The following is a 24730-nucleotide window of genomic DNA, read 5'->3' as shown; positions in this document are numbered from 1 at the left end:
AAACGCCTGCTTACCGAGCGGATTTACCGCTAATTACTGCAATTACTTTGACTCTCCCCAAGTAAGAGTCGATGGTAGGTCGTCTGCAATTTGCCCCAGGACAAGCGTTCGAACGCATAGCCCTCCGGCGGAAAACCCAGGATCATTCCCTACGCAAATGAGGTACCTCATGGCAAGCCTCCGCATTTCGAGCCTCTTCACCGCTGTGCTTCTAGCCGGCTGTGGCGCAAGTATTGTTCAGCCCACGACGGCTGTCTCCCAGCAGGCCCCGTCCACCCTTGCGGACCAGATAGGTGTGACCAACACAACGTCGCTCTACCAATACAACACCTCCGAGTCGCTGATGGACGAGGGTCGACACAGGCTCGCGGCTACATCGACGGAGTTCGGCACGGGGTTGGGGACGCATGTAATCAAGCTCTGGTTCACAAGCGCCTATGCCACAGCCTACCCCCACACCACAAACTGGGGAACGATCAACTCCATGAAAGATCTGGCCAACTCCACGCCGTACGCAAATACCTTTGCGGACTCGAACTTCAACACCTACATTCTGGAAGCGAACGAGTTTTGCCAGACGACCAGCAAAGGAGCCTGGACAGCCACGGATTGGAAGAGCGCCAGCTTTGCGACAAACACCACATTGCAGGCCTGCGTGAAGAACGAGTTCAAGACCCTCGCCGCCTCTCTGCTTTCGACCTATAACAACACGGGCAAGACCTTCGTTCTGCAACACTGGGAGGGCGATAACAACCTGAACCCCTCAGCGTTCAGCCCGGCGCCTTCGTCTACCGAAACCTGCCCCGCCGGAACCAATACGGACTACTGCATCGCCGTACGCAACATGATCCTCTGGCTACAGTTGCGGCAGGATGGTGTCTCCGAAGCCCGAAGCGAATCAAACTCGACCAACGTCACCGTGGCGGCAGCGGCTGAGATGAACGCCATTACCGGGTTTGCGCGGACCTGGAACTATCCGCACATTGTGGACCTCGTTATCCCGAATATCTCCATGGACCTCTACTCCTGCTCCTGCTATTCAGCCGACACTCCAGGCAGCGAGTACAACCTGTACGGGATGCTGGCGTACATCCAGAACAAGCGTACGGATTCGGCACTGTATGGCTCGAAGAACGTCTATATCGGCGAGTTCAGCACCCCGGAATCGCAGTTTTACTCTGGAGGGAATAACTGGAGTGACGATACTTCCGCAAAAGCGCGTGTCGTGACGGGCCAGCAGGTGGAGTACGCCCTGCGTTGGGGCGCTCGGTGGGTCGTGTTCTGGGAGCTGTACTCCAATGGCCTCGTTGGTACCTCACCCAACCAGTATTACGACGGAGTCTGGCTGATTCGGCCTCAGGACGCAGGCTCAACGACCACGAATTACACGCAGACCTGGAATTACTTCCAAAGCATCATGTCCAGTAGCCTCACTGACTATAGATACATCTACGAGGCGGAAAACCACTATAGCCCGGCAGCTGGCAGCACGGTAACGGAGACCGAGACGACCGATCCAGCTCTCTCCGGAGGGCGTGGAACCAAACTGACAGCTGCGGCGACCGACTCAAAGCTGACCTATAGCGTATACATCCCGGAAACCGGAACCTACACGCTCTCCGTACGCATGAAGACGGGGCCAACGAACGGGATATTTGCAGTGAAGGTTAACAGCACTTCGCTTGGCAGCACCTATGACACTTATAGCTCCGCAACGGGTTACCAGACGTACAACGTCTACACCGGAACGATGTCCAAGGGTGCCAAGACAATCGACCTCGTCGTAAGCAATAAGAACGCCGCCAGCACAGACTTCGATCTCGAAGCAGATTACATCCGCATCGCGCCCTAAACCGGGCACTCATCGACCAACGACTTTCCTCTTTGCCAGAAATGTATGGAGCCCACAATGACTCTGCTTCAAAAGCACTTTGTAAGAACACTGACACTACGGACGACCGGCACACTCGTTGCCCTCGGAATTTCTCTTATCGCTCTCGCAGGCTGCGGTGCCGGCATGCACACCGTTTCTTCACCGGAGACTGCCGGCAGTATCTCGATTACAGGAAAACTGTACGGGGGGCAACAACCCGTCACTGGAGCGGCCGTTTATCTTTATGCCGCCAGCACTTCGGGTTACGGAGCCGCTTCCGTCTCGCTGCTTGACCCTATCGCTTCGGCTGCGAACCGCGGCACAACGAACGTAACGCTCGATACAAACAACAACGGCTATGTAACTACGGACGGCTCGGGCACGTTCAACCTTACGGGCGATTACAACTGCACCGCAGGACAGTATGTTTACCTGCTGGCGCAGGGAGGAAATCCAGGACTTGCAGCAGGTACGACTAACCCGAACATCAGCCTGATGTCTGCGCTCGGGTCCTGCTCCTTTCTAAGAGACAACGCCGCCGCCATCAACGTAAACGTTAACGAAGTCACCACCGTTGCAGCAGCGTATGCTCTGGCACAGTTCATGACCTCGCCCACAAACCTTGGCTACAGCAGCCCTTCAGGAACGTTGCCGGGAAATGCCCTGGGATTGACGAACGCGTTTGGCATGATAAATAACCTGGTGAACTTCACCACCGGGACCTCACCGGGCTCTGGCCAACCCGTTGCAGGCGGCAATTTTGCAGGATTACCTTCAAACCTGACCATTCCAAGCACCACCATCAATACGCTGGCGAACGTACTCGCGAACTGCGTGAACTCCGACCCTTCGACAAGTACGGCGTGCTCAACACTGTTTGCGCTGGCAAAGTCGAGTACTGGCAGTACGCCTTCCGATACGGCTCAGGCAATCTTGAATATTGCCCATAACCCGGGAAACAATGTAGGCGCCATCTTCAACCAGTCAGCGGCGATTGCGCCCTTTCCGACCGCTCTAAGCACTGCACCAAATGACTGGAATCTGCTGGTGAAAGTGACAGGTGGAGGACTGAACTACCCCGACCAGCTCGCAGCCGACTCCCAAGGCAATATCTGGGCAGCCAACAACGCCAGCACCTCCTCCGCCGTAACGAAGATCAGTCCCACAGGAGCATTTCTCTCCGGCACAACAGGTTTTACCGGAGGCGGCATTGCTGGCGCGTACGGCATAGCCATCGACGCCAGCGACAACGCATGGGTGACAAACGCGGCCAGTGGCAAAGGTGGAATCTCGAAGATTTCCAGCACAGGAATCGCAACGGGACCCTTTACCGGAGGCAGCCTGTCCACAAGCTCAACGCCACGCGGCATTGCAATCGATGCCGCAGGAAGCATTTGGGCGCTGGCGCAAGCAAGTGGTACCGGTGGCCTGAATGTGTTTGCCTCGGATGGGACGCTGACAAATGGTCCTATCGATGTCGGCGGGATTACGACAACCAGCCAGCCCTACGGCCTTTCGATCAACCATGCCGGTGAGTTCTGGGCCGCGAATCGTATCTCTAATACGATCGCACGCCTGACCTCGACAGGCACAGCCGTCTCCGGCAGTCCCTATAGCGGCAGCAGCATCAGTGCACCCTTTGCTCTGGCGTTCGATTCCTCAAGCAACGCATGGATTGCAAACTATGGTTCCAGCACGATCACAGAGCTGGATAACACAGGAGCCAATGCACCGGGAAGTCCCTTCAACGGTGGCGGACAGCTGAACGCACCCGCCTTTGTCGCAATCGATGGACTCAACACGGTATGGGTAGCCAATTACTCCACAACGTCGGCAACGGGCTGCATCAGCCAGCTGGACAGCACAGGCAATCTGCTCTCGCCGGTCTGTTACGGCAAAGGATCGCTGCCCTACCCGCATGGCCTTGCCATCGATCCTTCCGGCAACCTCTGGGTTGGCACCGGCTCCACGTCAAGCCTCCTCTTTCTGGTTGGCGCGGCTGCTCCCGTCATCACACCCATGAATGTTGCCACCAACGGCGGTCATTTAGGTGTTCGCCCTTAACACTTTTGAAGCGACAAAAGAAATCCGCAAGATAGAGAATGACTAGCAACATGAATCCTCCAGAACAACGATCCGAGAAACGCTCCAAACCGCTTCGCTGGTATCACATGGCACTTCTGCTTGCACCGTTTGCAGGGCTGCTCTGGCCACCGTTCTATGCAAAGGCCACTCCCGAGATCTTTGGCCTGCCGTTCTTTTACGCCTACCAGTTCGCCTGGATCGTTGGAAGCGCAGCATTGACAGGCGCGGTGTATCTCCACACCCGGAGCACCCGCTAAATGCTGACACATGGAAATGGGATTGTTCTGGGAGTCTTTCTTCTCGTGCTGCTCCTGGTCGGCGCCTCCGGGATACTCGCGTCGCGGTGGCACTCTACCGGCCACGGAGCACTGGAAGAGTGGGGGCTGGGCGGACGACAATTCGGAACTCTGGTGACGTGGTTTCTTGTGGGAGGCGACTTCTACACGGCATACACCATCATTGCCGTGCCAGCGCTGGTCTTTGCCACAGGAGCGGCAGGATTTTTCGCGCTGCCGTACACCATCATCGTGTACCCGTTCGTCTTCGCGACCATGCCTCGACTCTGGAGCGTGAGCCGCGCGCATGGGCTCGTTACCCCCGCAGACTTTGTACGCGTTCGTTACGGCAGCCGCTGGCTGGCGACTGCCGTCGCCGCCACAGGCGTTATCGCGCTCATGCCCTACATCGCACTGCAACTTACCGGCATTGAAGTGGTTCTGGCGCAAATGGGATTCACCGGCAGCACGGCCCTGCTGCGCGCCATGCCAATCATCCTTGCATTCGCCTGCGTCGCAACGTTTACCTATACCGCAGGGCTGCGTGCACCAGCCTCCATCGCGTTTGCAAAAGACACGATGATCTACATCGTTGTGCTCGCAGCCGTCTTCCTTCTACCGCGTCACTTCGGTGGCTATCACACGATCTTTGCGCACGCTGCTGATCACTTTGCCCGCACAGGCACAGGCTCCGTCATCCTTATGCCTGCAGGCTTCAGCGCTTACGCCACACTTGCACTTGGCTCCGCGCTCGCAGCCTTCATGTATCCCCACACCGTCACAAGCGTGCTCGCCTCCGGCAGCTCTGACGTCATTCGCCGCAACGCGGTTCTGCTCCCCGCCTATACCTTCCTGCTTGGGCTGGTGGCTCTGCTGGGAATCGTAGGAGCAGCCGCAGGTCTGCATCTGCATTCCGCAAAAGATCTCGTTCCAGCTCTGTTCAGCCTCGTCTTTCCGCGGTGGTTTCTGGGCTTCGCCTTCGCCGCAATTGCAGTCGCAGCCTTAGTCCCTGCGGCGATCATGTCCATCGCTGCCGCCAACCTCTTCAGCAGAAATATCTACAAAGAGTACCTCCGCCCAGACGCTTCACCCTCCAGCCAGGCGCAGATTGCGAAGTACTCCTCCCTTGCAGTGAACGCCGGCGCATTACTCTTTGTGCTCTTCGTGCCCATGCAGTATGCAATCAACCTTCAGTTGATCGGCGGCGTTCTGATTCTCCAAACACTGCCAGCCATTGTCTTCGGCCTCTGGAAGCGGCTATTTCATCATGGGGCGTTGCTGGGCGGCTGGGTCGTCAGTATGGGATTCTCTCTGTGGCTTCTGGCGAAATTGCACTTCCAGAGCGCCATCTATCCCATCGCATTCGGCAACCATATCGTGCCCATGTACATTGGCGTAATCGCCCTGGGCGTCAATCTGATCCTGACGACGCTAATGACCCTTCTGCTCGATGCTGCGAAGGTCGCAAGGCTACCGGACGCAACTCAGCCGGAAGAATATAACTAGAGGACGATCGCACCTCGTTTTCAAACATCGCGGAGGCGTCTTAGATCGAAAGATATGCTTTCTTAGAAAATTCTAATTTTTGTAACTCAACCTGAACCGCAAAAGTTATCCCCTCCGCTAACTAGCAGAGGGGATAACTCTTGCGCCGACGAAGCAGCCTCAGGGAAGCAGAGTCCCTAGCTGGAGGCGTTCTAAGCGCTCCGGAGCGAAGAGTACGCGTGCCAGAACGATCATGCCCCCGGGTTCTCTGTGACGGGTTTACGAGCGACCAAAGCAAGTGCTGGACGCGCCTGTTCCCGTACGCCTTCGTCGCTGATGTGCATTCGGCTCACCTTCTCCGCGATGGCAAGGCTGATGAAGTGATTGAGCGAAATACCCTCATTCCGCGCGAGTTCGGTCGATTGCTGGCGCAAGGACGGAGGGAGGCGCAAAGGAAAGCTTTTGTGACGAGCGTCTTCCGAATTCATGAAGCGGAACCCTCCTTGAGGTTCACCCGTAGTTCATCGGAAAACAGCTGCCTGCACTTGAGCAAGCGCGATGCATCAAGCAACTGTCCCCTTAGGGAGACAAGCATAGCGGGCTTTCGCAGCGGAAATGGAGGAAAGAATAAGTGCGGTTGCATAACTGATATCAAAACGCATGAAAATGTATCAGTGCTCTGGATTGGGACGATTCTTTAGCTCCGAATTATCGCATGCTTGTACATCGGAGCGTCTATGCCTTCCAATATTCGGCGTTTTCGGCCTAAGTTTCGGCCGTCCTCTACAGAACCCTCGTTCGCCGCTACCGCTTGCGGCCTGTCCATTGCGCTGGATAAAGCTACTGGCCGACTTGAAGGACATACCCTTCGAGCCTGCATTCTCGGGATGAAGATAGGCCGACGCGCGGGCCTGAGGCCTGAAGACTTCCGCAGCCTCTTCTATGCGCTACTCTTCAAAGACATTGGCACCACGGGCGAGCAGGAAACAGGTCTGCAGTTTCTGGCTGAGGCTGATGCCGAAGCAACACTACTGTGGACCGAAGGCTCTGCTGTTCTGCCTCGCCGCCGCGTACTTCCTGCCGCGCTCACACTACTACGGCAGCAGCCTACGTTCTCAGGCGTCAAACAGCTTCTGGAAAAGTTCGTGTCCAACCGGCTGCATGGGGAAGCAATCCGGCGTCGCAGGCGCGTGCTCGGCTCACAGCGAGTGATGGATATGGGGCTGTCCCACGATACCGCAGACGCGATCGGATACATGGACATAAAGTGGAACGGTGGCGGCACTCCCTCGTCTCGCAATGAAACGATCGCCGTTCTGGCGCAGATTGTGAAGCTCGCCCAGACGCTTGAGCTCCTGCACGAGGCCTATGGCAGCAAAGTAACGCTCGACCTGCTGTATCGGCGCTGCAAAGGTCTGTTTGATCCCGGCCTGGTTGCTGCAGCCATGTTGACGTTCCACTCGGAAGAGACATGGAAGCCGCTTCGCGAAGGGGATCTTACCGCTGTCGTCACGGCCCTGGAACCAAACGCAGAAGATGGCGAAACGCACTCGATTGATCGCTTGTGCGAGGTCTTCGCGGAAGTCATCGATACGCGTTCGCAACATATGATGCGCCACTCAACGGCTGTGGCAAAGCTGGCGGCGCACCTTGCAAAAGACATGGGACTCAACGAGTGGCAGACCACAGCAGTGCATCGGGCTGCCCTGCTGCACGATCTCGGCAATCTTACCGTTGAGCCTGAGGTGCTGGATAAGGCCGAACTGCTGACAGAAGAGGAAAAAGAGACGATCAACCGAGCACCATTACTGACGCTCGACCTACTATCGTCTATACCGGGCTTCGAAGAAGTCGCATCCACTGCGGCCATGCATCGTGAACGCCTGGATGGCTCAGGTCAGCCGTTCGGACTACGCGGAGAATCGATCAGTCTGCTCGCCAGAATCCTTGCAGTGGCAGAGGTCGCAGAGGCGCTCGCAGCCGGACGAGCCTATCGAAGCAAGCACACCGCCGATGAGGTGTTACAACTCATCAGCGAAATGGCTCCGGATAAGCTCGATGTAAGTTGCATAGCGATGCTGCGCTCTCCAGAAGCTTTATCTCTGGTCGCGTAGTGTTCCGCAGATAGTCAGGCGATTCGAAACAAAGAAATGGGTTCAGGTGATATCACCTGAACCCATTCTCGTTTCCTAAGGACGCATAACGCGAGCGAGGCCCACCGTCTCACGCTGCATGGCTGCCTGGCGCTTGATCCAGGTCATACGTTCCAACCGGCTCAGCTTCTCCGTGACAGCGATCGAGACGAAATGGTTAAGAGAGAGGCCTTCTGCTTCTGCAGCGGTCCGAGCCAGTTGCAGTGCGCTTGGGGAAAGACGAAGAGGAAAACTTGGCGATCTCTTGTTATTGCTCAGCATGGGAGATATTCCAATCATGTTTTATTTTTTAGAAGCCTAATAGCTCTCAACCAGGGTTGCGTGAAAAGTCTCTCTTGGCGACGAGTTCTGCTCCATACAACTTTTGCGGCATCAGTCCACGGCTTGCCAGCATAGCCCAAACCCCTTCCGATCATCGTCAAAATACGGCTTTTGATGAACCGCGTGGCGCTCGTTGGTGCTTTTGACGTCTTCCGCAGAGGAGGGATATCAGGGGCGATATCACGACGCCTGTTTATTCGTTTTCAGGCGAAAAATGAGCTCATTGGTGACTTATATTTGGCCTCCAAGTCACTTGTCCTTTGTAACTGATTTCACTCTGCACAAGTAACTTTCAGGTTTTTCAGGAGAACCAACAATGACTCATTTTGAGGCAACGCGTCATACGCCGCTCGCAAATCTGCCCCGTGCAGCTGCGAGTCATCGGAAGATAGACACGTCGTTCGCACCGAACGACTTGAAGGGCCTGGAAGAGATGCTGCTGCATGGCAGGCGTTATTACGCCAAGCTAAGCTGCAGCCTCGCGTTCTTGCTGCTTACGCTTGTTATGTGCGGCTGCGGAGGCGGATACCCAGGCATGGGCCTTACCTCGCTGACCAGTTCAGCCCACACCATCGACGCCGGTCAGTCTGCGACGCTGCAAGCCGTCGTCACCGGCAGCCTGCCCATGCAGTGGTCCCTGAGCGGCGACTGCGGCTCGAGCTGTGGTTCGCTTTCGGTCTCCTCTAATTCCGCAGTGTATGTTGCTCCCGCAAGCCTCGCTGCTCCCATTCATGTCACCGTGAACGCGCAGATCGCGGGTACCAACAATAAGCTTCAGGCAGCAATTACGGTCAATCCGGCGGTGGTGATCCCAACCGTGCCGGCAACCGGCAAGGTCGGAACGGCCTATTCTGCCGCACTCACGACCACCGGGGGTACAGGCGCTGTAACCCTGAGTCTCGCTTCAGGAACGCTGCCTCCCGGGCTGACGTTCAATGCAGCTACAGCACTCCTCTCCGGCACGCCGACAACTGTCGGCAATTACACGTTTGTGCTCCGCGCAAGCGACCAGAGTGATGTGCCCTACTCCATCAGCAGCACGCAGAGCATCACTATCAGCGCAGCGACACTCGTCGCGGCTGGCGGCGCGCTGCCCAACGGAACCGTCGCAACCGCCTATACCGCGAGCGTGTCCGCTACCGGTGGCACAACACCTTATAGCTGGTCGCTGGTTTCGGGAACTATACCTCCGGGACTCACGCTCAGCGCAGGTGGCGCTCTCGCTGGAACCCCAACCACCGCTGGAAGCTACACCTTCGTCGCGAAGGTAACCGATGCAAACAGCGCGACGGCTACCGCAACCTATACCGTGCAGATCCAGAACGCGACGCTGGTCGCGGCTGGTGGAGCTCTCGCCAACGGCACTGTTGGAACCGCCTATACCGCGAACGTAACGGCTACCGGCGGAGCAACACCGTACACCTGGTCGCTGGTTTCGGGAACAGTACCTCCGGGACTCACGCTTAGCGCAGGCGGTGCTCTCGCTGGAACCCCCACCACGGTTGGTAGCTACACCTTCGTCGCCAAGGTAACCGATGCAAACAGCGCGACGGCTACCGCAACCTACACCGTGCAGATCCAGAGCGCGACGCTGGTAGCAGCTGGCGGCGCTCTCACCAACGGCATGGTTGGCACAGCCTACTCAGCAAGCACTTCGGCTACGGGTGGCACCACACCCTACAGCTGGACAGTTGTTGGCGGCACGTTGCCTTCGGGTCTGACGTTCTCCCCCGCAGGCATGCTCACGGGCACGCCAACCGCTGCGGGCAGCTACACCTTTATGGCAAAGGTGACGGACGCAAATAGCGCGACCGCAAACGCAACCTATACCGTACTGATCCAGAACGCGACGCTGGTAGCAGCTGGCGGCGCTCTCACGAACGGCACGGTAGGCACAGCCTACTCGGCAAGCGTGACGGCAACCGGCGGCTCGACACCGTATACCTGGGCGTTCGTTTCAGGCACACTGCCTCCGGGCCTTACGCTTGGCGCAAACGGCGCTTTGACAGGCACACCGACCACCGCAAGCAGCTACACCTTTGTCGCGAAGGTGACGGATGCAAACAACGTAACCGCAAACGCAACCTACACCGTGCTGATTGAAGCAACGCAGCTCGTAAACGCCGGCGGAACGCTCGCAGACGGTACTGTTGGTACCACCTACACCGCCAGCGTGTCAGCATCGGGTGGCACAAGCCCCTACAGCTGGACGCTGCTGTCGGGCACGCTGCCTCCGGGCCTTACGCTCTCGGCAACCGGGGCGGTTTCGGGCTCGCCGACGACGGTAGGAACGTACACCTTTGTCGCGAAGGTAACGGATGCAAACAGCACGAGCGCGAACGGCACCTACACCATCAAGGTGTCGGCGGCCAACAACCTGGTGATCACCTCGGGCACTCTGCCGGATGGCACCGTCAACGTGGCCTATCAGCAGACGCTGGCTATTACAGGCGGCACAAGCCCCTATAGCTGCTCGGTAACCACTGGAGCGCTTCCGGCCGGACTCACGTTCGGTGCAGGCTGCGTAGTCAGCGGTACGCCGACAACGGCTGGCACCGTCAACTTCACCACAACAACAACCGATGCAAGCTCACCTGCGCTGACGGCAACGAAGGCGATGTCAATCACGATCTCCGGAGCACCGGTCGTGCTCACGGTGGGTCAACCTCCGACAGCTACAGTCGGCGTGATCTACAGCGAACCGATCCCGGTCTCGGGTGGTACGGCTCCCTACAGCTGCGTGCTCAAGTCGGGCACTCTGCCTGCCGGCCTCACGCTGGGAACCAACTGCGTGATCAGCGGAACGCCGACAACAGCTGGTTCGCCAATGTTTACCGTCACAGTGACCGACTCCTCCTCGCCGACAACGTCGAAGGATGCGTCCATCACGATGACTGTGAATGGTCCGGCCGCTCTCACCTTCACCGGCTCTCTGGTGGACGCAACGCTTGGCGTGGCTTACTCGCAGACGCTGGCAGCAACTGGTGGCACAGCTCCTTACACCTACGCGGTAACAACCGGCAGCCTGCCCGCAGGTCTGTCGCTGAGTTCTACCACCGGTGTCGTCAGCGGAACGCCGACGGCGGTTGGTTCCACCACCTTTACGGTGACAGCAACCGACAGCGAAAACCCGGTCGTAACGGCCAGCCTGCAACTCACGCTGAACGTCAACTATCCGGTCACACCGTATGACGGCGCTCTGACAGGACCGTACGCGTTCCTGATGCAGGGCTATGACGATGTTGTTCTCGGCGTACTGGCTTACCAGCAGTCGACGGTCGGTAGCTTCACCGCTAACGGCATGGGCATCATCACCATGGGCGAGCAGGACTCGAACCACCAGTCCTCCAACCCCACCACCACAACGGTGACGACGCAGAGCACGCACGGCACCTACACGCTGAACTCCAGCTACCAGGGTTCGTTGACGATCTCTTCGTTCAACGCCGACGGTACGGTGTCCGGCACGATAACGTATGCGATCGCAGTGAAGGCTCCGGTGGCTCCGGCAACGGTGTCCGGAAACGGCACGCTGATCGAAGCTGACGGCAACGGTCTGGTCGGTACTCGCGGTTCGGGTATGTTCCAGGCTCAGACTGCACTGACCACCGCCACGGCGCTGAACGGCAGCTTTGCCTTCGGCCTCTCGGGCGACACACCCTGCCTCGTATCCTGCACCGTCAACCTCGGTGGCGGGCCTCTGGCAACGGTAGGTCAGTTCGCTGTAACCACTAACGGCAGCCTCAGCGGAACGGCTGACGCCAACATCGCAACGACCAACTATCCGAATGCAGCGGTTACCGGTACGGCAAGCACCGCAGACGGTAGCGGCCGCCTGCAACTGTCGATGTCGAACCCAACCATCCCGTCGTCCGCGTACCCCACAGACTTTGCGGTGTACATGATCGACGCAACCCATGCCTTTGTGATGTCGACGGACAAGCACTCCAGCTATAGCCTGCTGGCTGGCTCGCTGACAGCACAGACGACGACCACCTTCAGCAACGCATCGCTGACCGGCGCTTACGTCGGCTACGAAAACTCACCCACCAACCCTGGACTGGTTGGCACGATTCTTCAGAACGTGCTCAATCTGTCGACAGCCACTGTCTTCCGCGGAACGGCAAACGCAACAGGAACTTTGAACACGACCTACGTCGATCAGGCTGGCTTGACTGGCTTGCTTAACGGAGTCACGGGGATCCTGGGCGTCAACGTTCCTCTGCTGCAGGATCTGCTGGGCACCTACTCCTCCACGGGGAACAGTGCCTACACGGTTGGGACAACAGGCCGCGCTGTTCTGAACTATCCGGTTCCGAGCAGCCTTCTCTCGGGCCTCCTCGGCCTGCTGGGAATTTCGGCTCAGCCCCCTGCACCTCGCGTTGCCTACCTGACCAGCCCGAACAATGGCTACTTCCTGGAAACGGGATATGCCGGACTCGGTCTGCTCTCGAAGGAAGCAGCTGCACCGTATACGCTCGCAACCCTCAAGGGAACGTTCATCTACGGCACGCAGCCTGCGGCTTCGCTGGCGAGCATCAACGCAAGCGGAACAGTCGTAGCAGATGGTGCAGGCAATGAAACCAGCAACCTCGACACGAACGTAGGAGTCGGCAACCTCAACATCATTCAGTTGGGAACCACGAGCACGGGAACATACACCCTCAATGACGCTACTGCCGGACGTTACCTGCTGACGCCCTCTGGAGCGCTCTATCCGACGGTGGTCTACCCGCTCGCAAATGGCCAGTTCGTCATCCTGGACACCAACCCGCTGACAACGTCACCTTCCGTCGCGCTGCTTTACTAGCGCGGCGGGAGGTCCCGCTTCCCCTACGAACTGGTCGAAAGGACTTCAATGAAACGCACGGCATCACTTCTGCTTCTTATGACCGCGGGCCTGACGGCAGCACAGGCCCAGAAAGCGAATGGGTCACCCACACCGTGGGTGCCCCGCGCAACCGTAGCCCTGGGGTACAGCGTTCTGGATGCGAACGCCCCCCCGGGCAACAGCGAAGGGTTCTTTGCCAACGGCGGCTTTCTCTCCGCCTCCGTGAGCGTCAACAACTGGCTTAGCCTCGTCGGAGAGTTCAACGGCGTACATGCAAAGCAGATCGGCAACCTGGGGCAGAATCTGACCCTGCTCGAATACGCAGGCGGACCACGAGCAACACTTCGTCAAAGCCGCTTTAGTGAATTCGGCCAGGTGACGGTTGGAGGAGTCCATGCAATGGACTCCTACTTCCCCACCGCCACCTCGTACACCACCTCGGCGAACAGCTTCGCCGTAACCATGGGCGGAGGTATGGACTACGAACTGACGCGGCGCTTCGCACTTCGTCCGTTCGAAGTACAGTATCTCCACACAGCACTACCGAACGCAGTGAACGGATCGCAGAACCAAGTCCTTCTTGGTGCTGGATTGGTCATCAAGTTCGGTGGCCACTTTGGCCGTCTCGGTGGACAGACCGTCGTGACACCCAAGAGAAGGCTGGCCATCACCTGCTCTGCCAATCTACGGAACGTGCAGGCAGGCGAAACGGTCGAAGTTACCGCCATTACCCATACCGATGATGGCAATGATGCCGAGTTGGTGTGGACCTCTAACCTCGGAACCATCTCGAAGAACTCCAACGCCGTCTCTGTCGATACAACGGGGCTCGCTCCCGGTGTTTATCACGTCACAGCCCATGCGCAGTTGCTCACCGATAACTCAGTGAACGCGATCTGCGAAGTGCCTTTCCGAGTAATGGAAGCTCCGAAGGCTGCACCTGCTCCTGTGCCACCTCCTCCGCCTCCCGCAACGGATGCAGAGCGTGACTTCCACGAGCATGTGCAGGACGTGTACTTCGACTACGACAAGTGGGACCTGAAGCCGGAAGCAAGCACCTCCATCGCCATGGCCGCAAGCTATCTGAAGGAGCACCCGAAGATGAGTGTTCTGATCGGTGGCTACTCCGATGAGCGTGGCTCGACCGAGTACAACATCGCCCTGGGCGTAAAGCGTGCCAACGCTGTGCGTGATGCGCTGATACAAGCAGGCATCGAGGACGAGCGCGTCGAGGTTGTGAGCTACGGCAAGGGCGTGCAGGTTTGCACAACGCCAAAGGAAACCTGCTATCACCGCAATCGCCGCGCTGCCTTCCAGATGCATCGCTAATCAACCAGGCAACACAAACAGAATGGCCCTCCGCTTATAAAGCGGAGGGCCATTCTCCTTTTCGGCAGATCTTCTTCTAACGGGATATCGTCGTCACCGACCTGCTCTTGAACTGAATGCTGCGAACGGGCAAAGGAAGGAAGATAGTGAAGTTGTACGTCACATCCACACGCACAAGGCATCCGCTGCTGTTGCTTCCATCCGTTGTGTCACACGCTCCTGAAGCAGCGGTTCCTGGCCAGGTTGTCGTCACGGTCAAAAGGGATGGCTTAATGCCTGGCGGAACGGTGCTTGCCACATAGCTGCTGACGTTATCGCTTGAGGCCATGCAACTGGGAGTGCTCACACCGGTGCAGGATGTTCCACTCCAGAAAGAGCCTCGCACCATCGCGTAGCGAGAGGCGTCTCGCGCGGCGTTGGTGACAAAGTGCTGCACATACATGGCCCGCGAGCACTCCATCACTCCGAGCAATAGAAGCAACACGACCGAGGCCGAGGCAGCAAACTCAACCATCGAGCTGCCAGAGTTCTCCGCAGCAAACTCGCGCGATAAGCGTAAACGTTGTTGTTGATTAGCGGGCAGCACGCATCCTCGCTTTTCCATGCAACGTGAAGACGCTGGTAACACCCGGATAAGGGAGCAGCGGCGTGTAGGTCGAAGTCGTATCCAGCTCGACGTAATACATCGAGTTGTAAGTGCAGGATGGGACCGACGAACATCCTGACGTTGCCGAAGAGCCATCGGAACACTCACATCCATAGGTAGCGACGGGCGCCAGTGTTGCCAGACCTGGCGCTTCAAGCCTTGCGGCCGCAACCATACCGGTAATGTCGGTGGGGTGTTGAATGCCATAGAGCGCACCGGCCTGAGCTGCCGTGCTCGTTGCAATCGCTGCGCTAAAAGCATTGCCAAGGTCCACGGCCATGACCAACAGAAGTACAAGCAACGGGAGCGTCAGCGCCGTTTCAATCAGCGTCGACGCCTGCGAGTCGCGGAGGAGGATCTGTCGAGAGAGCATCGTCATGGTCATCACCTCGGAACGTTATTGCACAAGGAAAGAGGTGTCTCCGTTGAGCGGGGAGCCGTTCTGCAACGTCGAATAGTCGTTACCAAAGGAGCCCAGCACCGAAGCGGTGAACTGAATGCGGTCCGCCACGATGAAGTTGTAATTGTGGTCCGTAGCCAGAACGCTTACGCCATAACTCACCAACGCATCCGGCATGTAAACGCCGCCGTTCATCTGGCCACCCTGCAGGACGCTCACCAGAAAGGTGCCTGTATTCGTGACACCGTGAGCTTGAAAGAAGAGCAGGCCACCATACTCACCGCTAGTCGGCGCGGTAAGGTTAATGTTCGCGAGTCCCAGCGCCAGCGAAGGCCCGGTCAGCGAGAAGCTGCCGGCGTTCCCCTGGTTGTAAAACATGACTCCGTTCCCTTGAATGCTGCAGAGCAGGCCGATCGTGATCACCAGGCCGCTGGTTGTTGGACCGGGGATACCGAGCAGACCAACAGAGTTGCCATTTCGGAGCACATAAATCCCTGGGTTGAACACCACACTCGACAACACGGTGCCCGTCAAAGTGATCCCCCCGCAATAGACTCCGGGATTGAACACGACTTTTTCACCCAGCAGAAGCAATTTATTGACGGGCGTAGCCGAGCCGTTCCAAAGGTCACCACTGCCCGTCCCGCATCCATCTGTCGCGCTGGGAGGCGCAGGAAGGTAAGCCAGCGGATCAGCGGGCGTCGGCACAGGCACACCTGTCGACACCGGCGTGTTCAGCAGGCAAAGAAGAGAGGCTGAGCCTCCTGTAATTCGAACGTCAGGAGCCGACATCAGCAGGCCGACCAGGCATGTAATTGCAGCGGCAGACGAAGACTCCACAACGATCCCGCACTTGAACGTAAAGCCAACACCGATGACAAAGTTGAGCGCACCAGCAGCACTTGGGTTGAGCGCATAGATACAAGGTCCACCAAGACCTCGCCCCGCCTCTGCGCGTACGTTGATGTGAAAGCTATTGAAGCCCGCAAAGCGGGCAAAGTACGTCGGCACCGATTCCGAAACCAATGTCTCTACGTAATTCGTTTTCCCTTTGTTAGGGTCGCTGGCCGAAAGACATGGAGGCTGGTTCAGCGTTAGGGTTAGAGAAGTGGAGGATGGGATCGTGCAGCCAGTTGTGATCGTGCTGCCGGTGTAGCCGTTCTCCACCAAAGCATTTTGCGCCGCGGTCTTCATCGCGCTACAGCTATAGGTATCCGCGCATACCCGTCCTTCGATCGAAGCAGCGAGAGCTGCAGCATCGGCAGCCCCCTGCAAACGCCGCTTCTCCAGACGAACGTGCCCGATATCGATCGCGAGACCGAGAAAGAGCATGATCACAGTAAGACTTATGGCCGCGATCAAAATGATCTGGCCGTCCTCTTCTCGGATTTCGCGTAGTCGTCTCATCAGGCCTGAAGGGCTTCCACTTCTTCCAACGAAAGAACACTTCCAACTTCAACGCCAGCGCGTTCGATCGTCCCTACGGGCAGTTCTAACGCGCTATGCATCCCCAACACGATTGGGGTCAAGCGGTACGGCCTGAGATTACTCCACAGCCGTACCACCTTACGGTTGCGATCAAGACCGATCACGTCGATGGCAAAACGCATGCCCATGGTGTGAACTCCGGAGCTAGGAAGAATCCAAAGCCCGGTTCCCACATCAAGACCACGACGCCCCAGCAACCCGCGGAGACGAGTCCACGAGGTGTCTGCAGCTTCAACGCTCTGCGCGACGGTCGATCCCGAGATGTGGTGACTCACCCGAAACAGACGCCTGGACATTGACGTTAGCGGGCGCGGCTGCGGCGATAGACGATGAACGCAAGAACAACAACCGCCAGGACACCGGCAACGAGACGAACAAGGCTAACTGAATCCATGGAGAAATTCCTTTCCTGAAAACGCAAAGAGGTTATCGGCCGCGAGAGCCTTTGGCTAAGTTATTTTGTTAGTCCGCTGAAGACATTGGAGATGTCCATAAGAGCCGGCGCTAACAAGACAATGAAGAGACAGGGAAAAATGAAAAAGACCAGGGGAATAACAATTTTGACCTTCGTCTTCGCCGCAGCTTCTTCTGCACGCTGCCTGCGTTTCGAACGAATCTCATCGGAAAACTCCGTAAGCGCACGAACAATCGGTGTACCAAACCGCTCGGTCTGGTGAAGCATGCTGACGAACGTCGTAATCTCCGTCACCTTCACACGCTGCGCAAGGTGGTTCCACGCCTCAAGACGAGGCACCCCGGCACGCTGCTCCAGATGCACCCGCGTAAACTCCTGCTGGATGTCCCGGTGGCTGACAGCAAGCTCTTCCCCGACACGAAGCAATGCCTGATCAAGCCCCAGACCTGCATTCACGCAGATAACCAACAAGTCCATCGCGTCCGGCAGCGCACGCACAATCTTCTCTTTGCGCCTGCGCACAGCCAGGCTCAGAAAAATATTGGGAACTAGAAAGCCAACCGCAGCGAGAGTAAGAATCCAAAAGAACGTGTTCTGGCTGATTACGCTGCCGATCAGGATACCCACCAGCGGGGTAAGGTACTGCAACGCGAAAAAGATGTCCGCCGCGTACGGCGTTCGATAGCCACCTGCCAGAAGATCTTCCTGCGACTTGGTGCTAAGCTTCAGGCCCATACGACCACGAAGCTTAGCCGCAAAGCGAGCGATAGAGGCTTCCAGCTTTTCTCTAGGTGTTTGCTGCGCTACAGGAATGGGACGGGCATGAGAGATCACCTTCTCCAGACGTTCCGCCTCGCGTGAAGATTTTGTCGCCCACAGCAACCCAGCTACCGCCAGCCCGAAGAAGACGGTGAGCCCACCGAGAATGCAGGAGATCCAGTGTGCGTAACTCATACTTCAATCCCCCTGACGATGCGGCGAATCGTAAAGCCACCGGCAGCCAGCAATCCCATGCCGATATAAAGAAGCTTCTTGCCACCTTCTTCTTCAAACAGTGGCTTGGAGTATCCCGGGCTCATGATGTTGATGATGAGCAGCAGACCCACCGGCAGCATGCAAAGAATCCATCCTGTGATGCGCCCTTGCGCGGTATGCGTGCGAACCTCACGCTGAATGCGAGCTCGTTCACGGATGAGGCTTGAAAGCCTCTCCATCAACTCCACGAGGTTTCCGCCGGTTTCCTTCTGCACCAGCATTCCGGTAACAACAACCTGTAGATCTACCGAAGGCATACGCTCAAGCGCCTGCATAAGAGCCTCGCGAAGACCGAGGCCGTAACTCTGCTTGCGAAAAATTTCGGCAAACTCTGTCTTAGCCGGTTCCGGCGCCTCGTCCGCGACCATACCAATGGCTCCAGTGAGTGAATGCCCGGCACGCAACGCGCGAGCACACATATCAATGCAGTCCGCAAGGACAAGATCAAACGCTGCAAGACGACGCTGCCCGAGAAAGCGCAGAACAAAGACAGGAATAGCTATGGAACCCGCTGCTATCAGGAGCGAAAAGAGTAGCGGCGCATTGAGTGCCAGGGCAACCACCAGCACCAGCAGCCCCAATCCGATGCTCGCCGCAATGATCGTTCCGGGGCGCTGCGAACTCTGTGCACGCAACAGAAGAACCTCCAGACGACGAAGCAAGGAGGTATCCCTGACTGCGGCCTCCAGCAGATCGACAAGTGGGCCTCCCGAAGCCGAGGAGCTTGCGCCTCTCTTGCCCAGCGACGCTGGATCCGGCGCGGCGAGAAGCTTACGCAGCCTGCGATCGGTCGCAAGCGCAGTCTTCGACGGCCGAAGAACCAGCATGACGATCGAGAAGCAAAGCGTGGCGATCAGAAGGAACGAGATAACAAGAAGAAGCATGGCTAGTCTTAGACCTCCACGCTATGGTTGAGCAGTCCAACCGGCAACGGAATGCCAGCAGCCTGCAGCTTCTCAAAGAAACGCGGGACGATGCCCGTGGAATGAAAGCGGCCAAGCACACGGCCATGCGGCCCCATGCCTCGACGCTCGAAGAGGAAGAGATCGTTCATCCCGATCGTCTCGCTCTGTATCCCGGTCAACTCCGAGATGTGCGTGATACGGCGGGTACCATCGCCCATGCGAGCGACCTGCACGATCAAATGAACGGCCGAAGAGATCTGTGCGCGGATCGCGCGATCAGGCAATCGCACATCCCCCATCAATGCCATCGTCTCCATGCGGGAGAGAGCATCGCGAGGCGTATTGGCATGAATCGTCGTAAGCGAACCATCATGACCGGTATTCATCGCCTGCAGCATGTCGAGCGTCTCTTCGCCACGAACCTCGCCAAGTACGATACGGTCGGGTCGCATACGCAAAGCGTTGATTACCAGCTCACGCTGCCGAACAGCCTTCTGCCCTTCCATATTGGGCGGTCGCGTTTCCAGCCGCACGACATGCTGCTGCCGCAGTTGCAGTTCGGCAGAGTCCTCAATCGTCACAATGCGCTCACGCGGTGAGATGAACCCGGACAGCATGTTGAGCAGTGTGGTTTTACCCGCGCCCGTTCCACCTGAAACCACGATGTTCAAATGCGCTTCGACCGCACGCTGCAGTAGCTCCAGCATGGGTTGTGTCAGCATCTGCGAGCGAAGAAGGTCTTCTGCGCGCAACGGACCGGAAGAAAATCGGCGAATTGAAAGAATAGGACCATCAATCGCCAGTGGAGGAACGATCACATTGACGCGCGAGCCATCACTCAGGCGAGCATCCACCATCGGCGAGGACTCATCAACGCGCCGTCCTACAGCCGAAACGATGCGGTCGATAATGTGCATCAGATGTCGGTTATCTTTGAAGACAATGTCACGTGTGCTCGAGCACACCACGACGCTCTACATAGACGGAGCGGTGCGTATTCACAAGGATGTCGCTGATCGTAGGATCATTGAGCAGCGGCTCCAGCGGGCCAAGCCCAAAGACCTCGTCCACCACCTCCTGGGTAAGCTTGTCGCGTTCAGAACTGCTAATCGGAAACTTCTGCTCCGACATGATCCGACTGATAATGCTGAAGAGCTGCTGCTGTCCAGCACGCGTCTCGCTGAACTCGCTCAACCGCTCAAGGTCGAGACGATTGATCAGTTCTTTGTGAACTGCCGACTTGATCTTCTGCTCTACAGAGTCCGGGATCGTCCGCGCACGTGGCGTGAGGGGCGATTCAATGCGTTCCTGAAATGTGTCGATCATCGTCACGATCCATTCGTCTTATCGACTGCAGTTACAAACCAAACGAGCTGTGTGGCGTAAAGGGATGGCGTAATGCGGACAAAACCTTACCCTCTTTCGCCGACTTCGGCTTTCGCGAAACGGTTCCGGCGACTTCGTCCGCCCAGCGCGACAGCGCCACAGCAGAGTCCGAGTGGCTATTTGGATCGAGCGGCTCTCCCAGATTAGCCGCACGCGTCAACTCCTGGTAGCCATTGGGTACACGCACAGCAATACGTTGCCGCGTGGCGTGTTCAATCTGCTCGGAAGGGATCGCCAGCGGAGAGTTGGAGCGGTTGAGAATAATACGAGTCTTATCCGCCCAATCGTCCATCACGGCAAGCTCATCGATAAATCGTGAGAGGTCACGAGCTGCGGCAACATCAGGCGTCGTCACCGGATAAATCGTCTTTGCGACTGCAAATACAGGACGATTGATCGCACGTTCGTCGCGCGAGCAATCGACCACGATGTACGCATACTCCGTACGGAGAAACTCAAACGCCCGGCGGACCGCTTCGGGCTCCATCATTCTCGCCGCATCAAAAACATCGGGAGACGTCATCACCTCAAGCCCGCTGCTATGCTGCACCACAAAGCGTTTCAGCAGCTCGCTGTCCATGCGAGAAAGATTCCGCACAGCCTCTTCAAAGTAGTTACTGCTATCAATTCCCAGGTAGACGGCCACATGCCCACCGTAGGTATGGTTGTCGATCAGCAGGGTACGTTTGCCGCTGCGCTTAGCCAGAAACGTCGCGAGATGCACCGCCAGTGCCGTACTTCCAACACCACCCTTGGCACCAACGATCGCAAGCACAGTGCCTTCCTGCGCCTGCGGCAGATACTCCCCTGCAGACAAACGGTCAATCTGGTCAAAGATGCTCTCTAGAGCCGGAAGCTGAATCGGTTCGGTGAGCAGTTCATTGCAGCCTGAGCGCATGGCGCTCACGATCAGCGCAGGAAGCTGCGTTCTGACCACCGCCACAACGAGCACCTTATTACCGTAGCTTTCCGTAAGAAAGCGAGCCGTCTCGGCAGCAGCCTCCGGCGAACGCTCGAAGTCGAGGAATGCGACGCACCGGTCTGCGTCCTGTAACTGCGGCCCAAACGACGGGCGTTTATGTGCAGACAAGTACTCTTCCGAATGGAACGTTTCGACCATCCACGCACGGCTTTTGGCCACTCTCATCAAAGAGTCCGTCGTATAGATATCCGTCCCTACGGTCAGAACGATGACGTTGAGAAAACCCTGATTGCTTCGGCTCATTGCTGCGGCACTCCCTCTGTTGTTGGCTTAGGCTCCGCCTTTTTCTGCTTGGGCAATGCCGCATCAAATGCATCCGGCATGATCCCGGGAACAGCCATCTTCGGCAACGCGGGAACAGCCGCTTGATGCAGCGGGTCAATCGTCTCCGGCGTGACCAGAACAATCAACTCGGTCCGCGAATGGTTGATGGACTTCGACTTGAACAACGCACCAAGGATCGGAATGCTGGCAATCCCAGGCGTCCGCCCCAGCTGATCCGTCATTCGGTTATCCAGCAATCCTGAGATAGCAAACGTCTGCCCGTTCTGCAGGACGACTTGCGTCTCTGCACGTCGCGTCGACAAGGCAGGAATGGTGTAACCACTGATCTGCACAGCGTTGGTGTAATCCAACGCACTCACCTCAGGAGCAACCGTAAGTTGAATCGTGCCGTCGTCGTTAACGATGGGCGTAAACTCCAGCTTCACGCCGTAGGGGCGGAACTGGACACTGATCGAAGTCAACCCGCCGGTGCTTCCCTGAACGACAGGAAATGGAAACTCGCCGCCGGCAAGGAAGTTAGCCTTCTGTCCGCTGATTGCCGTGATGTTTGGCTCTGCAAGAATCTGCAACACCTGCCGCGTTTCCATATCCTGCACCATGGCGCCGATATTCAACTGAGCGTTATAGAGCAGGAAGTTCAAAGGGTTGCTGATCGTAAGCGTCTTATTCCCTGCCGTTGCCGTCGTGCCACCGCTCGAACTCGAGGCTCCGTTCGTTGTCGCGCTCAACGACGAAGGAAACTGCGTCGTGCTCGACTGCGCCAGCGTATTGCCGCCTGCGCTGAAAAGGTTGAAGCCCAACTGCTCCAGCTTGGAACGGTCCACTTCGATAATGCGTACCTTCAGGCGCACCTGCTGCACCGCGGACGAACTGATGACCAGAGCGTTCGAAACGCTCTTCGCGTACATCCCGGCTAAACGCTCGGCTGCATCGTAATAAGCATGCGTGCTCACCGTACCGGTTAGAACCAGGTGGTCCTGCGTGCAGTTGACCTGAATATTTTCCCGCGGCATCGCATCATGCAACGCTCTCTTCAGCGAGGACACATCGATATCTGAGGAGAAGAGATAGGAACGCATCGCGCCATCTTCGTCCCAGACGACAAGAGAGCTGACACCAGGCTGCTTTGCGGTTACCAGCACCTCACCAGGAGACGCCGTGTAGGCATAGAGCACGGTCGGATCGGTTACATAGATCTTGCTCAGCCTCTGCTTTGAGCTGACCGTTGCGGAGTGGCCAACGACCAGATGCATCGGCGCATCGCTGAACTCCGCGCTGATAAACCCCGAGGCTGCAGCACCATCGGCAGACGATGTCGAAGCTGCCGCTCCGCTCACAAGCTCCGGTTGAGCAGAAGAACTTTGGGCGAAACCTGTTGAAGTGCCCGCGAGGGATCCGGCCAAAACCAGCATGGCCGAAGCGAAGGAGAGTGAGATACGGTGCGTCATCAGAATGTCTCCACGGACTGCTTATCACCACGAATCATCTGCACGCTGTAACGTGGCGGAGACGGAGGCAGGGGCGCACGCACAGGTTTGGCATGAGCAGCTTCAGACGGTGCGCGAGTCTGCACCGCCGGTTTGAGATCAGGTGCGAGCGAAGAGAGCCTAACCGAACTATCCGGAGCCACCGCACGATCCAGGCCATTGCGAAGAACGAAGTGAAGAGTGCCCTGCGAGCTCGCCAGAACGACGCGCTCGGCATCCTGAGGAGAGACCAGTAATGTGACAACATCCACGCGTGTGGCTTTGCCTTCAGGGTCGGGCTGCATCTTCTGCCCGGCGGTCAGTACCTGGGCGTCCTGCAGAACTGTGGACGTTAAAGGATCCTGGCTAACCGTCGTTGGGCGAAGCGTAACGAGCACATCGACTCGCGTTCCCGGCAGAAGATATCCAGCGACACCCACCACTTCATCCGAACGCAGAGAGAGAGCACGCATTCCTGCGGGAATATGAGCCGAGAGCCCTGCCCCTGCCGTGCTGATGTGGCGATCCAGGATAGGTTCTCCTACCGCGATCGGATACAACAGCATCTTGCCGGTGACATCCTCAGGCTTGGTATAGGCCCCCGCCAGCGCAACACTTCCGCTCCAGGAAACCAGGTGTACATCTTCCGCTCCGATCAGATCGCCGGCGTTCATCGGGTGAATAGGAGCGACATAGCGAAGCTTGCCTGCGTCATGTCGCGCAGACCGCGCGAACATGTGGCTAAGCCAGAACGTAAATAATCCGGAGATGGCAAGCGCAATCACAAGCGCAAGCAACAAGCGTCGTTTCACCATTCTGTTATCCCTTTACTCCCTGCGCACATAGCGCCAAAACAGTGCCCGCAGCAATAGCGACAGCGTATGGAAGACGCAGTGCCTGCTGGTTGCGGACATGAAGCTCGGGATGCGGTTGCAGCACACCGGCGGAAGCATGATGTGCCGTAAGAGAAGCAATATTGAGCAGCGTCGACTTTACCCGGCGGTGACGCACGGCCAGAAAGATCGCCATAGCCCCTCCGATCAGAGAAGTAAACACAAGCAAAGCAGGAAGCCTGCTAAGGCCAACTCCGGCAGCGGCAGCGGCGATCAGCTTCACATCACCGCCCCCCATGCCTCCAGCGAGGAAAAAAATCAGAAAGATGCCACCCGCAATCACAACTGCCAGTAGGGCCTCCATGCAGGGGATGAAACCATGCATCCCCTGCAGGACGAGGGAGATTGCCAAAGCGGGAAGCGTTAGCCAGTTAGGGACCCGACGGCTGTACACGTCCGTACAAGCGCCTACGAAAACGACCGCCGCCGTAAAGCTAAGTTCAATACTCGAAATTGCCTGCATAATCGAACAGCTCC

Annotated in this window: 20 protein-coding genes; 7 read left to right on the top strand and 13 right to left on the bottom strand. The window is 57.4% G+C overall.

The annotated features are described in order from the left end of the window. Positions 1-169 precede the first annotated feature (169 nt). The 4 genes from PW792_01975 to PW792_01960 all read left to right on the top strand — a co-directional run bounded on the left by PW792_01975 (position 170) and on the right by PW792_01960 (position 5739). On the top strand, positions 170-1852 hold the full coding sequence (locus tag PW792_01975; protein MDE1160694.1) for a hypothetical protein: 1683 nt from the start codon (positions 170-172) through the stop codon (positions 1850-1852). Between the two features lie 57 nt (positions 1853-1909). After that, entirely contained in the window at positions 1910-3937 is a 2028-nt protein-coding gene (locus PW792_01970) for a hypothetical protein (protein MDE1160693.1), read from the top strand. A 107-nt stretch (positions 3938-4044) separates the two neighbouring features. Beyond that, a complete protein-coding gene (locus tag PW792_01965; protein ID MDE1160692.1) occupies positions 4045-4215 on the top strand; it encodes a DUF3311 domain-containing protein in 171 nt (56 codons plus the stop codon). Beyond that, positions 4216-5739 carry a sodium:solute symporter gene (locus tag PW792_01960; protein MDE1160691.1) on the top strand — a complete coding sequence of 508 codons (1524 nt, stop codon included), beginning with the start codon at positions 4216-4218 and terminating at the stop codon, positions 5737-5739. A 230-nt stretch (positions 5740-5969) separates the two neighbouring features. On the opposite strand, the gene PW792_01955 is transcribed toward PW792_01960, so the two are convergent. Further along, positions 5970-6206 (bottom strand): toxin-antitoxin system HicB family antitoxin, encoded by a 237-nt coding sequence (locus PW792_01955; protein MDE1160690.1) that lies wholly within the window; start codon positions 6204-6206, stop codon positions 5970-5972. 399 nt (positions 6207-6605) lie between these two features. Between PW792_01955 and PW792_01950 the strand changes: the two genes are divergently transcribed. From PW792_01950 to PW792_01940, 3 genes are all read left to right on the top strand, one after another. Next, positions 6606-7832 (top strand): HD domain-containing protein, encoded by a 1227-nt coding sequence (locus PW792_01950; GenBank protein MDE1160689.1) that lies wholly within the window; start codon positions 6606-6608, stop codon positions 7830-7832. A 676-nt stretch (positions 7833-8508) separates the two neighbouring features. Continuing rightward, complete coding sequence (locus tag PW792_01945) at positions 8509-13002, top strand: putative Ig domain-containing protein (protein ID MDE1160688.1); 4494 nt, start codon at positions 8509-8511, stop codon at positions 13000-13002. Positions 13003-13050: 48 nt separating this feature from the next. Next, entirely contained in the window at positions 13051-14352 is a 1302-nt protein-coding gene (locus PW792_01940; GenBank protein ID MDE1160687.1) for an OmpA family protein, read from the top strand. Between the two features lie 76 nt (positions 14353-14428). On the opposite strand, the gene PW792_01935 is transcribed toward PW792_01940, so the two are convergent. The 12 genes from PW792_01935 to PW792_01880 all read right to left on the bottom strand — a co-directional run bounded on the left by PW792_01935 (position 14429) and on the right by PW792_01880 (position 24716). Next, the gene (locus tag PW792_01935; protein ID MDE1160686.1) at positions 14429-14938 is read right to left on the bottom strand and encodes a TadE/TadG family type IV pilus assembly protein; all 510 of its coding nucleotides are present in this window, start codon (positions 14936-14938) and stop codon (positions 14429-14431) included. Further along, positions 14925-15377 (bottom strand): TadE/TadG family type IV pilus assembly protein, encoded by a 453-nt coding sequence (locus PW792_01930; protein MDE1160685.1) that lies wholly within the window; start codon positions 15375-15377, stop codon positions 14925-14927. Before PW792_01930 ends, PW792_01935 begins: the two co-directional genes overlap by 14 nt. 18 nt (positions 15378-15395) lie before the next feature. Beyond that, a complete protein-coding gene (locus PW792_01925) occupies positions 15396-16805 on the bottom strand; it encodes a pilus assembly protein TadG-related protein (protein MDE1160684.1) in 1410 nt (469 codons plus the stop codon). Beyond that, a complete protein-coding gene (locus tag PW792_01920; protein MDE1160683.1) occupies positions 16805-17161 on the bottom strand; it encodes a DUF192 domain-containing protein in 357 nt (118 codons plus the stop codon). Before PW792_01920 ends, PW792_01925 begins: the two co-directional genes overlap by 1 nt. Positions 17162-17340: 179 nt before the next feature. Then, a complete protein-coding gene (locus PW792_01915; protein ID MDE1160682.1) occupies positions 17341-18255 on the bottom strand; it encodes a type II secretion system F family protein in 915 nt (304 codons plus the stop codon). Continuing rightward, a complete protein-coding gene (locus PW792_01910; GenBank protein MDE1160681.1) occupies positions 18252-19220 on the bottom strand; it encodes a type II secretion system F family protein in 969 nt (322 codons plus the stop codon). Before PW792_01910 ends, PW792_01915 begins: the two co-directional genes overlap by 4 nt. A gap of 8 nt (positions 19221-19228) precedes the next feature. Then, positions 19229-20158: a CpaF family protein gene (locus PW792_01905; GenBank protein ID MDE1160680.1), complete on the bottom strand. Its 930-nt coding sequence runs from the start codon at positions 20156-20158 to the stop codon at positions 19229-19231. Positions 20159-20186: 28 nt separating this feature from the next. Further along, a complete protein-coding gene (locus PW792_01900; GenBank protein ID MDE1160679.1) occupies positions 20187-20567 on the bottom strand; it encodes a hypothetical protein in 381 nt (126 codons plus the stop codon). Positions 20568-20598: 31 nt separating this feature from the next. Continuing rightward, the gene (locus PW792_01895; GenBank protein MDE1160678.1) at positions 20599-21852 is read right to left on the bottom strand and encodes an AAA family ATPase; all 1254 of its coding nucleotides are present in this window, start codon (positions 21850-21852) and stop codon (positions 20599-20601) included. Further along, on the bottom strand, positions 21849-23342 hold the full coding sequence (locus tag PW792_01890) for a type II and III secretion system protein family protein (GenBank protein ID MDE1160677.1): 1494 nt from the start codon (positions 23340-23342) through the stop codon (positions 21849-21851). Before PW792_01890 ends, PW792_01895 begins: the two co-directional genes overlap by 4 nt. Next, positions 23342-24160, bottom strand: a complete 819-nt coding sequence (gene cpaB / locus PW792_01885) for a Flp pilus assembly protein CpaB (protein MDE1160676.1) — start codon at positions 24158-24160, stop codon at positions 23342-23344. Before cpaB ends, PW792_01890 begins: the two co-directional genes overlap by 1 nt. A 19-nt stretch (positions 24161-24179) precedes the next feature. Beyond that, positions 24180-24716 (bottom strand): A24 family peptidase, encoded by a 537-nt coding sequence (locus PW792_01880; GenBank protein ID MDE1160675.1) that lies wholly within the window; start codon positions 24714-24716, stop codon positions 24180-24182. Positions 24717-24730 lie beyond the last annotated feature (14 nt).

It is taken from the genome of Acidobacteriaceae bacterium, from assembly GCA_028283655.1.
GTDB lineage: Bacteria > Acidobacteriota > Terriglobia > Terriglobales > Acidobacteriaceae > Granulicella.
This window is presented reverse-complemented; position numbering and strand designations above follow the sequence as displayed.